Genomic DNA, 15616 nt, shown 5'->3' on the forward strand with positions numbered 1-15616 from the left:
CAGCGAAGGAACCACAGGAATGACCGAGAACGCCTCGACAGTACCGATGAGCCTCGACGGGACGGAGAGGGTCCGCCTGGCCGTCTACCACGGCTTCGCACGCACAGGCCGGGCTCCGAGCGTCCCGGAGACCGCCGCACTCACCGCGCTCGCTCCCGACCGCGTGCGCCAGGAACTGCGCACCCTCCACACGCGCCACGATCTGGTCCTGGATCCGAAGGACGGCGACCGCGTCGTGATGGCCCACCCGTTCGCCTCCGTGCCGCTCGGCTTCTCCGTCATGGGCGCGCACACCCTGTGGTGGGGCGGGTGCGCCTGGGACTCGTTCGCCCTGCCCCACCTGCTGAAGGACGAACCCGACGTACTGGTCGCGACCCGCTGCCCGGCCTGCGACACCCCGCACGCCTGGGTGGTCGGCCGAGAGGCACCCCCGAAGGGCGACCAGGTGGCCCACTTCCTCACCCCGATGAACCGGGCCTGGGACGACGTCGTGCGCACCTGCGGCAACCAGCGCCTGTTCTGCTCCACCGACTGCGTCGACACCTGGCTGCACAGGACGGGGCACGAGCGCGGCTACGTCATGGACCTGCCCACGCTGTGGCGCTTCGCCGGCGACTGGTACACCGGACGCCTGGACGCGGGCTACGTCCGCCGTGACCCCGCCGCCGCGGCCTCCTACTTCGCCGAGGTCGGCCTGCACGGCTCCTTCTGGGGCCTGCCCGACTGAGAAGGGATCCCTCCCGCCCCGCGCTCAGCGCGGCCCCGTGCCCGGCCAAGCCCGCGGGTACGGCACACGGAGCGTCTCGGCCGCCACGGGAGCGTGGTCGGCGGCGGCGCGGAGGCGGCCGTCGCGCAGGACGACGGCACGGCTGCCGAGCATGGTGGTGACCAGTTCGGCGGCGAGGTCCTCGGGGGTCACGTCCAGGAGGCGGGCGGCGTCGGTCAGCCAGGCACGGGCGTGGAGGTACGGCTCGACCTCGTCGGCCGGAATCCCGTCGCGGATCATCAGGGCGAAGGCGAAGATCCGCCGTGCGCCGTACCAGACCGCTCCGGCCGGGTCGTCGACGAGCCGCTGGGCACGGCGCAGGGCGGCGGCGAACGCGGCTGCGGGGTCGGTGGGGATCGGGCCGTGGGAGGGGAGTATCAGGCGCGGATCGAGGTCGGCCATCCGCTTGAGCGAGGCCAGTGCGGTGTCGGCCGCGTCGGGGCCGTCGAGGGCGAGGTTGACCCAGCCGACGTCGTAGTCCGACAGTGCGTCACCGACCACGAGCAGCCTCTCCTCCGGCTGCCACAACGCCAGGTGGCCCGGCGTGTGGCCGGGGGTGCGGACGACTTCCCAGTCGGCATCGCCCAGCCGTAGGAGCCGGCCGTCCTCGAGCGGGACGTCCACGGTGTACGGGGCGACCGGCTGGTCCAGGTACTCGGCGGCGCAGCAGCCCGGGTCCCGGCGGGAGATCGGCTCGGCCTCCGGGGTGCCCGCGGCGATGGCGGCGCCCCCGGCTTGGAGGAGGGCGTTGCCCCCGACGTGGTCGGAGTGCCAGTGGGTGTTGACGACCAGGTCGATGGTCCCGGCGTTCGCCCGGGCCCAGGCGGCTGTCTCGTCGGCGTGGCCGACGAAGCCGCTGTCGACGAGGGCCGGTTGCCGTCCGGGCAGCAGGAGGGTGTTGGCGTCGGGGAAGGGCCGCTGCCACCACGTCAGCCACGACGGCAGGACGGGAGGGGCCGGTCGGGGGCTCACCGGGCGGTCCTGGCGACGCGGATCAGGGTCTGCCGGCCGTCGGCGACGAGCTTGCGGGAGCCGTCGGCCTGCACGCCGTAGACATCCAGCCGGCAGACGGTCAGGGGGCGTCCGGGCTTGAGGACGGTGCCGATGTGGGTGATCCGTGCACCGAGGTGGGACGTCGGGTCCTGCAGGACGAAGCTGTCCTGGACGCGCTTTCGCGCGGCGGGACTCGCCTGTTCCTGCCGCATGCGGTCTTCCACGTACGTCCTCTCCTTCGGGTGCGTGCTGCGGCGCGAACGGTGTGGCCGAGGAGCCGGGCGGTGGCTCGGGCGGGCGGGGGAGAGCCAGGGCCGCCACGTCGTGCTGGCGGGGTCAGGGGTGCGAGACGGCTTCGGTGAGGCGGTCGGCCGCGTCGACGGCGGCCTGCGCGAGCCGGACACCGGGGTTTCGGGTGAGGCGCTGGATCGGGCCGCTGATCGTGACGGCGGCGACGACACGCTGGGACGAGTCGCGGACCGGTGCCGAGACGGAGGCCATGCCGGGTTCGCGTTCTCCGATCGACTGGGCCCAGCCCCGGCGCCGTACGCCACTGAGGGCGGCGGCCGTGAAGCGGGCACCCTGCAGACCTTCGTAGAAGCGCTCGGGTTCCTCCCAGGCCAGCAGGATCTGGGCGGCGGAGCCGACCTTCATGGGAAGCGCGGACCCCACCGGCACGATGTCGCGCAGGCCGGCGGTCCGCTCGGCGGTGGCGACGCAGACGCGCATCTCGCCCTGGCGCCGGTAGAGCTGCGTGCTCTCGCCGGTGGTGTCCCGGAGGGAGGTGAGGACCGGGCCGGCGGCGGCCAGCAGGCAGTCCTCGCCCGCGGCGGCCGAGAGCTCGCCGAGCCGAGGGCCGAGGACGAAGCGGCCCTGCAGGTCCCTGCCGACCAGACGGTGGCGCTCGAGTGCGAGGGCGAGTCGGTGGGCCGTGGGCCGTGACAAGCCGGTGGAGGCGACCAGCCCGGCAAGAGTGGCCGGGCCCGACGCCAGTGCGTCGAGGATCACCGCTGCCTTGTCGAGGACGCCCACACCACTGGAAATGACCGAAATGCTCATGAAAGGGGGTACTCCAGTCTCGATCTGCGAGCCATGGCTCGCAGAGACCTCGCCCGGGGGAGAGAGGGCAGGAATGATCAGCGGGAAAGAGCCGAGGCGGTCGGCTGGAATGCCGCGACGATCACGAGACGGGTACGCGGAAAGCCCGGGCGGGACAGGGCCGGGGTGAAAGGCAGCACAGAGAGCACCGTGTCTCCTCATCTTTTCCCGCGCCACGTTGGCGCGGGCCGGAGTTGGCACTGATCCCGACGACGCGCGGCGATCATGGAACGCCGAGTCGACCGGGGAGTTGCCGGGGCTTCGTAGGGCCGGTCCCTCCACCCCTCTGGATGATTCGCGAGAAACCATACAAGACTTCGGGTGCTACCGGGCAACGGCGTCCCGCGCGGGAGGGCGCCGGATCAGGCAGGCCCCGGGAAGCGCAGTACTTGTCGTCCCAGGGTTGCCGGCCCACGCCGTCACCGAGTGTCCGGGCCTGCCCGGTGGCGCAGGCCCGGGGCATGCCGATCACCTGGGTCCGGCCGGGCGCCGGCCGGGAGCCGTCCGGTGCTCGCCCCCGCGCCTACTCGCGGGTCTGCTCCAGTCGTTGGAGGAACTCGGCGAACGACCTCGCCACCCGCCGCGGCACACGGTCCTCGTCGATGTACGCCACGGCGGGTTCGCCGTACGGTCCGCACTCGGAGTAGTCCAGCATCACCGTGTCGTGGCCGGCCGAAGGGGTGTCGCAGATCACCACTCCGATGTCCGGGTATCCCCATTCCTCGATCTGGTAGGCGCTTCCCCCTCCGGACCGGGCGTCGATCCCCCGGGCTCCGCCGATTCCACGGATGCCGCTGATCTCGAAGTGGTCTTCGGCCCACGACGTGCGGAACGGCGTCGGGTAGCAGCGGCGCCGCGGGGTGCCGCCGTTGCGGAGGAGGAGCGTCTCGACGTAGCTGTCCGGCAGCCGTACCCCCAGGTCCTCCTCGGCTCGACGGACCATCTCCTTGTCGAGCCGAGGGCCTGTGTAGTAGTCGCTGTCGTCGAACAGCTCCTCCGTCATCAGAATCCTCCGGTGTGGCCCGTCTCGGCGTGGATGTCCCGGTCGACGAGCTGCATGAGCCCGCTGTCCTGGTGATGATGCCAGGTCCAGCCTTCCGGGGTCCCCCGTAGCCCTGACGCCTTGTTGGCCAGCGCGAAGTCCTTCTTCCTGTCTCCCGTGAGCTGGATCCGGACGTCCGCGACCTGCGGGTGGCGCCAGGCGGAGAAGTCGGGGAATCCCTGCGTGTCGAACGGGACGCCGGTGACCGGGTGGACGCCGCCGGCGAGCTTGCCGTTCCTCACCTGCGGTATGCCGCCGTTCGCGCAGTTGCACGTCGACGGGTGTTGCGGCACGGCTCCGCCGCAGTTGTGGACGAGGACCGGGGTCCCACCCGTCAGCACGTAGTACGTGTGCAGGTCCGCGACCGTGACGTTGTGCACCCGCTGCCGCGGCGCCGTCCGCTCCTCCACCGCCACGACCGCGACGGACGCGCCCTTGTCGGTGCGCAGCCCCATCCCCGGACGCAGGTCCTCGGCGTCGAGCCAGCCGCGGAGCGACTCGATCCAGAACGGGTGGTTGTCGGTGGCGGTGACGGCGGCCGTCCGCTCGCCGGCGGGGCCGTCGGTGTCGACGGTGATCTTCACGAGGTGCTTCTCGCCTTCGCCGGAGATCAGGGCGGTGACGGGTTTGGCCTCCGTCGTGTTCGTCTCGGGGTCCGTGGCCAGAACCAGGTCGCCGGGTTCCAGCTCTTCGATCGGCTTGCCGGAGCCGTCCGCCATCACGACCTCGGTGCCGGGCGTGAAGCTGTTCTTGCACGGCGGAAGGCCCACCTTGGCGATCTTGTTCAGGCCCTTCGCCCCGAAGACGGCCTCCACGGCCCCGAAGGCCCCGCGGCCGATGGCCTTTCCGTAGTTGCCCTGGCTCCACTCGTTGCGGATCTCGCCGGTCGCCTCGTCCCAGGCCGCGGCACCGACGGCCTTGGCGACACCGACCGGGTCGTTCCACACCGCCGTTCCCACGGAGGACGCGGTGTCCCGCACCGCGGTGGCACAGGCTCCGACGTCCCCGGCGCAGTTGTATCCGGCCTTCGCGGCACTCCACGCACCCGAGACCGCTCCGGAGCCGGCCTCCCAGGCCGCCTGCCCGAAGCCGACGAACACGCCGCCGACCTGGTTCGCCGTGCCTCGCACCCACGAGGCGCCGGTCGGATCGGTGTAGTTGCCGGGGTTGTTCCTGCCGTAGGCGTAGAGCGCGAGGTTGACCGGGCTGTAGACGCCGCTGTTGGTCTCGCCGTTCAGGTAGTCGCCCAGGGCCGGGTCCGGTGACTGCCACACGCCCGACCTCGGGTCGTAGTAGCGGGCGCCGTGGTACGTGTAGCCGGTTTCCTCGTCCAGTTCCTTGCCGGTGAACTGGTACGGGTTCTTCTCGCCCGGCTTCTCGTCGATCCAGACCTCGCCCGAAGGGAAGTAGTCGAGGTGTTCCGCCAGGCGGCCGGTGCCGTCCGTGCCGTACGTCGTCGAGCCCAGGTGGTCGCCGTGGTAGTAGAACTGGTCCTTCTCGTAGGCGTTGCCGGGCTTCGACGTCTTCGTGGCGATGCGGGTCGTGCCGACGAAGACGTGCTTGAACTCCGTCTCGTTGCGGGCCGAGTAGTTCTGGTTCGGGTAGAGGGTCGTCTGGGCGCCGTCCTTCACGACGCGGCTGCCGTCCGCGTCGTACAGGAAGCGGACCGTCGGGGGCTTGCCCGGGGTCGTGCACGCGGACGGGGCCTGGGGCTGGGTCTGGTTCCTGGAGGTGTCGTGGACGCAGGCCAGGCGGTTGTCCTCGTCCCAGATCTGCTGGCGGCGGGGGTTGCCGGGAGCGTCCGAGACGTTGTCGGTGAGGTTGCCGTTCGCGTCGTAGGTCAGCGACTCCCCGCCGATGCGGGTCGGGGCATGGGGGCGGCCGGGCGTGTAGGTGTAGCCGTGGGTGTAGGTCGTGTCCCGCTGGGGCTGGGTGTTGTTGCTCCCGACGGTGATCCCGTGGCTCTGGGCCTTCGTCGTGATGTTGTGGATCGTGTCGTACGCCATCGACATCGCGTAGGTGTCGGTCTTGTTGTGCGCGAAGCGGTACGAGCCGCCGGCCTCGGTGAGGCGGTAGAGGTTGTCGTAGGCGTATGTCCGGACCGTCGGTCCGCCCAGCTTCGGGGCGTCCGCGCCGGTGGGCAGTTCGGTGGCGTTCTCCTGGCGGGTCAGGTTGCCGACCTCGTCGTAGGTGTACGAGAGGTTCTGGAAGGCGTAGCCCGTCGGGAGCTTCGCCTGCTGGGTGGCCAGGCGGCGGTCCTCGGCGTCGTGGGTGAACGTCGTGGTCGTGCCGTTGCCGAGCTCGATGCGGCTGCGCTGGCCGAACTTGTCGTACGTCAGCGTCCTCAGGTACGGGTAGGTGAAGCCGTTCTTCGTGCCGGCGGCGGCCGTGACCTCGCCACCGCTGTCGTACGTGTACGCCAGCTGTTCGCCGTCCGGGTAGGTGAGGGACAGGACCCGGCCGAAGCTGTCGTGGCGGTAGGCCGTGGTGAACGCGCGCGTCCTCGGACCCGGCGCGGGCAGGATCCTCGTCTCCTGCGTCACCTCGCCCAGGGGGCCGTAGCTCCTCGTCACCTCGCCCGCCGCGTCCTCCACCTTCGTCAGGCGGCCGGCCGCGTTCCCGGCGGCGCCGGGGGCGCCGTAGGTGTAGCGGACGTCGTTCTCGGTGAAGACGGGGTAGCTGATCCGCTCCAGGCGGTTGAAGTCGTACGTGTACGTGACCGCCTTGTCCTGCGCCGCGAGGTTCGCGGTGATCACCTGGGTGACGTTGCCCGCCGGGTCGTAGGCCGTCGTGGTGCGGCCCGCGTCCGGGGAGTCGACGACCGTGCGGCGGCCGAGGTCGTCGTACCCGGTCGTGGTCGTGTTGCGCTTGTCGTCCTCGACCTTCGTCAGCTGGCCCAGGGGGTCATAGGCGTAGGACGTCCAGATCGAGGCTTCGCCCGTCTTCGCTCCCGGTTCCCTGACCGCGGTCTTCTGCTGCCGTGCGTCCGCGTAGGCGTGGGTCTCGTTGCCCTTCGCGTCCGTGGCGACCGTCTCGAAGCGGGTCTCGCCCGTCCGGTCCTCTCCGAAGCCGTAGGTCAGCCGTGACACCGTGCCGTCCGGCAGGTTCGTGCGCAGCGGGCGGTCCAGGACGTCGTACGTGAACGTCGTCGGGCGGACCGTGTCGAAGGTGGTGCGGAACGTCGTGTTCTCCGCGCCCTTCGGCTCCGTCACCGGGTAGTGCTGCTTCGCCACCCGGCCCAGCGCGTCGAAGACCGTGCGGCCCGAGACCGTCATGACGTCCTGGCCGTCGACGGCCGCGTCCTTCTTCGTCTGGACCACGCGGCCCAGGCCGTCGGCGAAGGTGACGGTGTCGATCGTGTCGTCCTCGACCGAGCCGTCGGACGTCCGGTCGAGGTGACGGGTGAGCGCGTAGGGGACCTCCGCCTCGGGGTGGTAGGCGAACGCGATCGTCGGGCGGCCGGCGCCGTGGTCGTGCGGGCCCGTCACCGTGTCGACGCGACCGACGGAGTCGTAGGTCGTGCGGACCTTCTGGCCGTTGATGTCCGTGGACTCGGTCTCCGCGCCGAACCTCAGGTCGTAGGAGGCCGAGGAGGCGTAGCCGAAGCTGTCCGTGGTGGAGGTGACGTAGGTGCCCGTGGGGGCGTCGTACGTGTACGCGCGCTCGTACCGCTGGCCGCGGTGGTTCCGCGGTGCCGTGACCGAGCGGAGCGCTCCCGTCTCGAAGTACGTGAGGTCGGTGACGGACTCGGTGCCGTCGGCGAGTTTCGCCGTCGTGCGGGTGACGTCACCCGTCGCGCAGTCGACGTCCGCCGAACGGGACCGCATCGGCTTTCCGCCGCCGCGGACCCGGATCGCCACGGCCGTGCCGACGATGTGGCTGTCGGGGCAGGCGCTGTACTCGGTGAGGGCCTCGACGTCGTCCGCCGTCGTGCCCGGCTCGCCGTGGTCGAGGGTGCGGGTGACGTTGCCGAAGTCGTCGTAGGACTGTTCGACGGCCGTGCTCATGCCGGGCGCCGCCGCGCCCTCGTACCAGCGGGTCTCCGACTTCACCACGTGCGGGAAGAGCGTGGCGTGGAGGGAGCGGGCGTCGCCGGCCGTCCCCGTGGTCACGTCGCGCAGGGCGTGGGTGTTCACCGTCTCGGTGAACAGGGCGCCCGTGGAGTCGGCGACCGTCTGCCGCTTCACGAGGCCGTTGGTGTAGTGGCTGCCCGTCTCGTACTCCGTGGTCGAGGTCCGGGTGCCGGCCTGCGAGGTCGCGACCTTCGCGTATCCGCGGAACTCGCGCTCGCGGCGGTCGAACACGCCGCCCTCGTACGTGAAGGAGACCTCCTGGGCGTCCGGGCCGTCACCCGGCAGGTTGTCGTGGACGGTGGACTTCGTCAGCAGCCAGCGCGAGCCGGGCTGGTCGTAGGTGTTGCCGTCGCGGGTGTAGTCGAGGTCGATGCGCGAGCCCAGGGGGCGCGCGACGGACTTGAGGAGGTTCGTGCGGCCCGTGCGGTTCGCCGCGACCGTCAGCTCGTCGTCCTTGGTGGAGGCGAGGTGGTCGGCGAGGCCGTCGCCGTCGAGGTCGCGGAGCGTCTGCTCCGAGCGGGAGGTCCCCTTGGAGACGTTGAACCCCGGGTTGATGACGAGGTAGCCGGTGACGGGGGTGCCGAAGGAGATCCTGAAGTAGGCGCCCCCGCCGAGCGTGGCGTGGGAGTCGGCACTCAGGCCGGAGAGGCTGCCGTGGAACGGCACGTACGGGGCGAAGCCGTTGCCCGTGTTGAGCGCGACCCGGATCGGGCTGCCCGCCAGGACCCGGTCGGTCAGGCCGTCGCCGTTGACGTCCGCGAGGGAGCCCTTCGTGCGGGACGCGTCCTGCTCGAAGGAGGCGCCTCCGCCGAAGCCGTAGAAGTCGGTGTTGAAGCCGAGGCTGAGGCCGGACGAGGTGCCCGAGCCCTCGTTCAGCCTGCCGCCGGGCCACGGTTCGGGGGCGGCGAAGCGGTAGCCGAGGTTGAGTGCCGCGCGGCCGTCCTCGTACACCCGGTCGGGCAGGCCGTCGCCGTTGATGTCGAGGAGGTCGGACTCCGTGTCCGAGGCGCTGGTGCCGAGGTTGCCCCCGATGCCGAGCGGGGGCATGTCGTTGCCGGAGGAGGAGGTGTTGGCCGAGCCCGCGGCCGACGGGTCGGCGTGGCCGCGGCCCGTGGTGATGGTGCGGGCGGCGCTTCCGGCACTGGCGTTACCGGTCTTGGTGTCGGTCGTGCGCACCGCGCCGCCGGGCACCGCGCCCCGCGTGGCGCCGAGGGTGCCGGTGGGGTCGGTGTACTGGATGCCGTTGGCGCCGACCACGTCGGGGAATCCGTCGGCGTTCATGTCGAGGTAGTCGAGCTCGGCGTGGGAGGTGCCGGTCGCCACGCTGCCGCCAGCGCTGCCGACGTCCCCGCCGATGCTGCCGGTCAGCGAGATCTGCTCGTTGCGGGACACCCGCGGCACGGCGTGCGCCGAGGCGAGCTGGGCCGGGTCGGGCAGGCCGAGGGTGGGGCCGCCGAAGCGGGAGCTGGAGGCGGTGTCCGCAGCGACCCAGAGGAACTCGCCCGCGCTCCAGCGCCCGTGCTCGCCGTCCGGGGTGAAGGGCACCACGTTCGGGGGTGTGACCTTGGGGTCGGCCGCGAAGGCGTCGCGGTCCTTGGCCGGATCCACGGCCTTGGGGAGCTGCTCGGCCAGGTCCTCGACGTCGACCGCGAGGGCGGCCTGGTCCACGGGGCGGGCGGCCTTCTCCTTGTGCGCGTTGTAGCCGACGACCGACCAGCCGCGGTGGGTCCGGGCGAAGACGCCCTCCGCCGCCGGGGCGTGGACGGTGGCCGGAAGGGACTCGCCGGCGAGGGTGACGTGCGCGCCGGTCACCTTCGCCGCCACGGCGGCGTCGGTGAAGGTCACGTCGTAGTACAGCGCCTCGCCCGCGGCGGCCGTGACCTCCAGCGGCGTCGCGTCGGCCTCGCCCAGCCGGATGGTCCGCTTGGCTAGCAGCGCTCCGCGCTTCTTGACGGTGAGGACCGCCTGGCCGGTGGTGCCGTCAGGGACGGCGATCCGCGGTGTGACGGTGAAGGTGCCGCCCGGGGCGGGGTACGCCCGCTGGGGTGCGGACGCGCCCGTCACCTCGTAGGTGGCGATGTCGTAGGGCGGGTGGAACTCCGCGCCGAACCGTTCGTCGGTGGCGGCGGGGCCGGAGGGGGTGGGCGTCGAGGTGTAGGCGGCTCGTGGCGACCATGCGAGGGCGGTCGCGTCGACGGGTGAGTCGGCGGCGATCCGCCACGCGAGGTCCTGGCCCTTGGTCACGGGGACGTCGGCGTTCACGGAGACGGTGCCGGACTCACCCGCCGGGATGCGCTTCTCCAGGACGGGCTCTCCGTCGCGGGTCACCAGCACGGTGACGTCGTCGGAGAGGGCGGTGGTCACGCGCACGTCGCCGGAGAGGCGGAGGGTACCGTCCTCCGGCACCTCGACGGTGGCGGAGCGGCCCGCCAGGGTGAAGTCGCCCGAGGCCGTGTAGGTGCGCAGGGAGAGGCCGTTGGCGTCGGTGGCCTCGTCACCGGTGTAGGTGACGACGGGGTCCCAGGCGACCTGGTCCGCGGTGCCGTCGGAGACGGACCCGACCCTGAAGTAGAGGTGCTGTCCCCGCTCGACCGTGATCTCGTCGACGCCCTGGGGGGTACGGGCGTCGTGGTCACCGGCCGGGATGCGGGCGGTCCACAGCTCGGCGTCCTCGTGCTGGATCGCGACGCGGACGCCGTCGGGCGAGCCCTCGTCGGCCGTCGCCGGTGCCTTGAGGGCGACGCCGCCGGAGACGCGTACCGTTCCGTCGTACGGCGCCGTCCACCTGCGCACGGTGTCGACCAGGGGGAACGACGCGTCGCGCCGTTCGCGCTCGGCCGTGTGGTCCGGGAGCAGGCCGTCGGTGTCGACCGTGCCCGAGCCGATGGGTACGGGGGTGTCGGCGGCGGCTCCGTAGGCGACGGCGCCGTCGGTGCCGACCCTGCCGAAGAGCACGTTCGGGCCGTCGACCAGGTCGACGACACCGTCGGCGTTGACGTCCGAGAAGTACCGGCGCGTGGTGGACCGGGTGTCGACGTGGTTGAGCTGGGCCGCGATGCCGCTCAGGTAGCCCTCGATGCCGACCGTGCGGGTGCTCGACGATTCGCTGAGGATGCCGGGGAGGCCGCGCAGCGGGGTGGTGGTGGCGGCGAAGCTCGGGGTGCCGCCGGGGCGGGAGAGGTTCTTGCGGAAGGCGTAGCCGTCGCCGTCCTTGAACACCTTGTCCGGCAGGTTGTCGCCGTCCACGTCCGCGAGGGCGAGGAGGCCTTCGGCGGAGTTCCGGTTGTAGCCCGCCTTGATGCCGATCGATCCGGACTTCGTGCCGGAGAAGCCGTAGCCGACGTACAGGTGTCCGCCCGCGCCGGTGGAGCCGTTGCCGTTGAGCGCGCCGGCCTCGCCCGCGCCGGACCTCACGCCGTCGACGAACCGGTCGCGCACGTCGTCGTCGGGCGTCGCCCAGTCCACCTTCGCGAACGCCTGGTAGGCGCCCGTCGCGTCCCTGATGTCGTCGAAGTAGCCGAAGTCGTGGCGGTTGAACGACGTGCCGTCGGCGTCGAACTGCTCGATGGATTTCAGCAGGGTCTTGTGGAACGCGCCGGTGGTGTAGGCGAGTTCGTAGGACCGTACGGCCTTGTCCTCGAAGCGCACCTCCACGCGCCGCAGCAGGTCCGCGGTCACGCGCTTGAAGCCGCCGCGGGCGTCGATGGCGACGTCCGTGCGGCGCGGCTCGGCGAGCTCCCGGTCGCGCACGAAGGTCACGGTGTACGGCCCGTCGGAGTCGCCGCGGCCGGTGTAGGCGATCCGCTTCATGTACAGGTTGCGGCCCTCGACCGTTCCGTCGGCGACACCCGCGTCCCGGACGGTCGCGTAGGTGTAGCGCACGGTGTTGCCGTGCGGGTCGCGTACCTCGCGCAGGGCCCAGGAGAAGGTGTTGCCCCGGTCGTCCGCGAGCGTCGCGCCCTCGCCGCCGTACACGTACCGGACACCGGCCCTGTCGGTGACCTCCCAGCCGTACGACCCCGGGGAGTCCCCGGTCCGCACGATCCGGGCGAAGTCCCCCTCCACCCGCTTGTGGAACACCTTGTCGGCCGTGCGCGGGCCCGGCGTCGAGCGGTGTGCGACCGGGGTGAGCTGCTCGCCGTTCAGGAGGTACGTCTCGGTCTCGCGGGCGGCGTCGTAGCGCGGGACGCCCCAGCGGGTGTCCACGGATATCGACGGCACCGTCAGGTCCCAGCCGGTTCCCAGCCAGCCTTCCGAGGAGGCCGAGGAGTAGGTCACGGCCAGGGAGGGCGCGAGGGCGGCGCGCCCGCCGGGGAGTTCCAGCGGGTACGCGAGACGGGCGTCGCCCTGCCCGTTGGCGCCGGGCGCGGCGATCTGGTTCACGCCGGCGGAGGGGTCGGCGGCCCGGATCCCCTGGATGCGGTTCGGGTCGAAGCCGACCTGCTCGGGGCTCTCGGGCGCGGTGACGACGGCGTTCACCATGTCGGTGAAGTGGTCGGTGCGGGAGACGACGAGGTGCCGTTCCTCGTCGACCTCGATCCGTTCCAGCGGCTGCCAGCAGTCCGTGGCCTCGTCGAAGTAGAAGGTCCGGACGTCGGCGGGCGTGTACCCGGAGGCCTTCAGGGCTGCCGGGTCGTAGGGCAGGGAGACGGTGAGGTCGGCCTGGAAGGTGTGCGGGGTCGGCGTGAAGCGGTAACCGCGGGGGCCCTTGGTCATGTTGTCCATACCCGAGCCGAGGCCGGGCAGCGTGCTGTCCGTCAGGGGCTGGACGCCGACCTCGGTCGGGCGGTCCACCGCCTCCGGCGCCAGTGTCACCTCGGCGCCGTCCCGCTCCACCCGGCTCGTCACCCCCGTGCCGGGCGTGACCCACGCCTTCGTCGGACGGGCGGCCTCCTTGGCGAGCGGGCCCCTGGCCACCGCCTCGGTCCCCGGCACACAGCCGCCCAGAGGCTGGGCCTGGGCAGCGGGTTCGGGGTCCGGGGCTGCCTTCAGCCCGGCGCTCGCGGAGACGAGGGACGGCAGCAGAGCGCAGCTCAGCAGCAAGGGGAGAAGACGCTCGCGAACCCATATCCGACCGGCCATCAACCAGCCCTGACCCTTCAACAGTGGTGCACGACAAAGGACTTGCTCGCGCGAGACGCAGCGCGCCCGGCACACAGGGCAGTCACACAGGTCCCACCGGATCTGGACGGATCTTCACGGGTGGCACACACACATCGCCAGTAGGGAATCGGACACCCCGCGCACAGGAGCGGCCTCGTGCTGGCCGATTTCCCACAGGGCGGGGACCGCTCCCTGTCACCGAGCAGCCGGCCGGCCACCCCGCAGCATGTGGAGCGTGACGTGGAGCGTGCCGTGAACGGGTGCCATGATCGGGCCTTGGCCAATGCAGGGGTGACGGGGGAGGGCGAGTGGAGCGCTACACGGCCGATCGGCTTCGCGTGATGGCGTTCGAAGAGCACGTGCGGGCCCGTCCGGCCCTGTACTTCCGTGTCGAGCGGGACAGCGTGGAGCTGCCGACGGAGGTGCTTCAGCGGGTGGTGTGGGACGCGATGCACCACCGTGACGGCACGCATGGGCAGATCGGCGTCGAGATCGCATCCGACCTCGACTTCACGGTGGAGGACGAGCGACCGCACAGCGCCGACGAGCGGGGAAGGCCCCTGCCCGGGTTCTACGGTTCGCTGCTCGACAAGGACCGGTGGGCTCCCGCAGCGGCCGCCGCGCTCAGCGTCCGCACGGTCGTCGAGGTCTGGCTGGACGGCCGGGGATACCGCCAGGAGCTGGCCGGGGCGGTTCCGGCCGGTCCCTGGGAGGAGTGCCCCGCGCCCAGGCCGTACGGAACGAGGACCACGTTCCACCTCGACCCCTCGTACATCGCTCCGGGCGAGGCCATCGCCTGGGCGCTGCTGCCGGAGGAACTGCAGGAAGAGGGATGCGAGGCACACCCGTCACCTGCGACGTTCCCGATTCGCGATCTGCGCCCGGGAGCCGACGGCTCGGCGGGCGAGTAGGACCCGTTTCCGTAGCAGGTCGAAGCCGGCGCGACCGTACGTCTGCCGCGTGAGCATCCTTCGGGCAGGGCGTCGGGGTGGGTGAGGATCCGGCAGGTTTCGTTCCCGGGAAGTGAACGAAGCCCACGGTCGGCTTCCACCCGCCGGTGCGCGTGAGCAGGAGCGGTGGGGGATGGTCGTGGTCGACCACGAGCAGGCCGCCGTCTTCGCGGGCGGGAGGCGCACCCGCGTTCGCCGCGGGCGTGATCAGGCCACGGGCGGCCCCGCTCATCGGTCGCCCCGGGTTCATGGGAAACGGCGGCGCCGGCCGGTCACGCGACGCGGCGAGAGCGCGACGAGCCGCCTCGCCGGACCCGACGTCGCCGCCGCCTCGGGAAGGCGCGTCCGAGTGGAGGACCCGTGCCGTGGGTCTCCGTCCAGAGGGAGAGACGTTCGATACTCGGTAATATGCGCCTTATGTCTGAAATGAGGCGATTGGATGGTGGGGGTGCGCACGCTGACGCCGCGCTCGAAGGGGCGGACATCCTGCTCGGCGAGGGCGACCCGGTCATCGCGGCGAGGATGGCGGAAGCTCTGCGCGCTCAAGGCGCCGCCTCCGTCCACATCGTCGGCTCTCCTGCCGCCCTTCTGCGGGCCGGTGCCGACCCGGCCGCTCCCGTCGGCCTCTGGGACGTGGCCGTGTGGCACACCGGCCTCAGCCGGGACGAGGACGACCTCACCGAGCTTCTCGACCGGTGGCGACTGCAGCGCCCCGGGGTGCCCGTGGTCCTTCTCGACGACGCGCCCAGCGCCCGGCTCGCCGTGGCCGCCCTGCGCGGCCGGGCGGCCGACCTGGTCGAGCGCAGTGACGACACCGGGCTGGTCGCCGCCGTGGCCAGGGCACTCACCGATCGCTCCGACCCGCTGGGCGTCGAAGGAGCGGGACAGACCTCGCTGAGCATGCTGGTCGTCGGCGCCCACCCGGACGACGTGGAGATCGGCGTCGGCGGAACCATCCACCGCCGTGCGCACGCGGGATGGGACGTCACCGTCCTCACCCTGTCCGGCGGCGGCGGCGGTGGCGATCCCGTACGGCGCCGGAAGGAGGCACACCGTGCCGCCGAGGTGCTGGGCGCCCGCCTGCTGATGGAGAATCTGCCGGACGGCTCGATGGTCGACGACCGCAGCACCGTCCAGGCCGTCGAACGCGCGGTGGATCTCGCCTCGCCCGACGTCGTCCTCGTGCACTCCGAGAGCGACACCCACCAGGACCACCGGGCCGTGCACCGCGCGACGCTCGTGGCCAGCCGCAAGGTGCCCCGGCTCGGCTGCTACCAGTCGCCCTCCGCCACCACCGCCTACCGGCCGAACCGGTTCATCGAACTGAACGAGGCGGACGTGGCGGCCAAGCTCGCCGCCATCGGCGCCCACGATTCGCAGGCGTCCACCCGCTGGTACCTCGACCAGGACCTGCTGCGTTCCACCGCCCGCTACTGGGGTCGCTTCTCCCAGACCCGCTACGCCGAACCCCTGGAGCTCGTCCATGACAGAACGCCCCTCGGCTACTACCACGCCGACTACGCCTGAGCCCGGTTCCACGGGGGCGCCGGACCTCTCCCGGCCGCTCGGCAGGCCGCCCCGGGTCCTGGTC

The 15616-nt window shown here is 71.8% G+C and carries 8 protein-coding genes and 1 riboswitch; of the genes, 3 read left to right on the top strand and 5 right to left on the bottom strand.

The window, feature by feature from the left end; genetic code table 11:
• The first annotated feature begins 19 nt into the window (after positions 1–19).
• Positions 20–727 carry an organomercurial lyase gene (merB, locus tag AB0E19_RS23545; protein WP_362183530.1) on the top strand — a complete coding sequence of 236 codons (708 nt, stop codon included), beginning with the start codon at positions 20–22 and terminating at the stop codon, positions 725–727.
• Positions 728–751: 24 nt separating this feature from the next.
• Here merB and AB0E19_RS23550 read toward each other — a convergent pair whose 3' ends face one another.
• The 5 genes from AB0E19_RS23550 to AB0E19_RS23570 all read right to left on the bottom strand — a co-directional run bounded on the left by AB0E19_RS23550 (position 752) and on the right by AB0E19_RS23570 (position 13015).
• Positions 752–1738 (bottom strand): MBL fold metallo-hydrolase, encoded by a 987-nt coding sequence (locus AB0E19_RS23550; protein WP_362183533.1) that lies wholly within the window; start codon positions 1736–1738, stop codon positions 752–754.
• Positions 1735–1983: a hypothetical protein gene (locus AB0E19_RS23555; protein ID WP_362183536.1), complete on the bottom strand. Its 249-nt coding sequence runs from the start codon at positions 1981–1983 to the stop codon at positions 1735–1737. Before AB0E19_RS23555 ends, AB0E19_RS23550 begins: the two co-directional genes overlap by 4 nt.
• A 112-nt stretch (positions 1984–2095) precedes the next feature.
• Entirely contained in the window at positions 2096–2818 is a 723-nt protein-coding gene (locus tag AB0E19_RS23560; protein WP_362183539.1) for an IclR family transcriptional regulator, read from the bottom strand.
• Between the two features lie 194 nt (positions 2819–3012).
• Positions 3013–3154: riboswitch (SAM riboswitch) on the bottom strand.
• 226 nt (positions 3155–3380) lie between these two features.
• Positions 3381–3860: an SMI1/KNR4 family protein gene (locus AB0E19_RS23565; protein ID WP_362183542.1), complete on the bottom strand. Its 480-nt coding sequence runs from the start codon at positions 3858–3860 to the stop codon at positions 3381–3383.
• On the bottom strand, positions 3860–13015 hold the full coding sequence (locus AB0E19_RS23570) for a SpvB/TcaC N-terminal domain-containing protein (protein ID WP_362183545.1): 9156 nt from the start codon (positions 13013–13015) through the stop codon (positions 3860–3862). Before AB0E19_RS23570 ends, AB0E19_RS23565 begins: the two co-directional genes overlap by 1 nt.
• Before the next feature lie 401 nt (positions 13016–13416).
• Here AB0E19_RS23570 and AB0E19_RS23575 point away from each other — a divergent pair, with 401 nt between their 5' ends.
• Together AB0E19_RS23575 and AB0E19_RS23580 are read left to right on the top strand one after the other, a co-directional pair.
• Complete coding sequence (locus tag AB0E19_RS23575) at positions 13417–13986, top strand: hypothetical protein (RefSeq protein ID WP_362183548.1); 570 nt, start codon at positions 13417–13419, stop codon at positions 13984–13986.
• A 456-nt stretch (positions 13987–14442) separates the two neighbouring features.
• Complete coding sequence (locus AB0E19_RS23580) at positions 14443–15552, top strand: PIG-L family deacetylase (protein WP_362183551.1); 1110 nt, start codon at positions 14443–14445, stop codon at positions 15550–15552.
• The last annotated feature ends 64 nt before the right edge of the window (positions 15553–15616 follow it).

Source organism: Streptomyces sp. NPDC047974, from assembly GCF_040653375.1.
In the GTDB taxonomy this organism is placed as follows: Bacteria; Actinomycetota; Actinomycetes; order Streptomycetales; family Streptomycetaceae; genus Streptomyces.

Coding starts and splice junctions, on each gene's coding strand:
- merB (WP_362183530.1), top strand. CDS start 20: ATGACCGAGAACGCCTCGACAGTACCGATGAGCCTCGACGGGACGGAG.
- AB0E19_RS23560 (WP_362183539.1), bottom strand. CDS start 2,818: ATGAGCATTTCGGTCATTTCCAGTGGTGTGGGCGTCCTCGACAAGGCA.
- AB0E19_RS23565 (WP_362183542.1), bottom strand. CDS start 3,860: ATGACGGAGGAGCTGTTCGACGACAGCGACTACTACACAGGCCCTCGG.
- AB0E19_RS23575 (WP_362183548.1), top strand. CDS start 13,417: ATGGCGTTCGAAGAGCACGTGCGGGCCCGTCCGGCCCTGTACTTCCGT.
- AB0E19_RS23580 (WP_362183551.1), top strand. CDS start 14,443: ATGTCTGAAATGAGGCGATTGGATGGTGGGGGTGCGCACGCTGACGCC.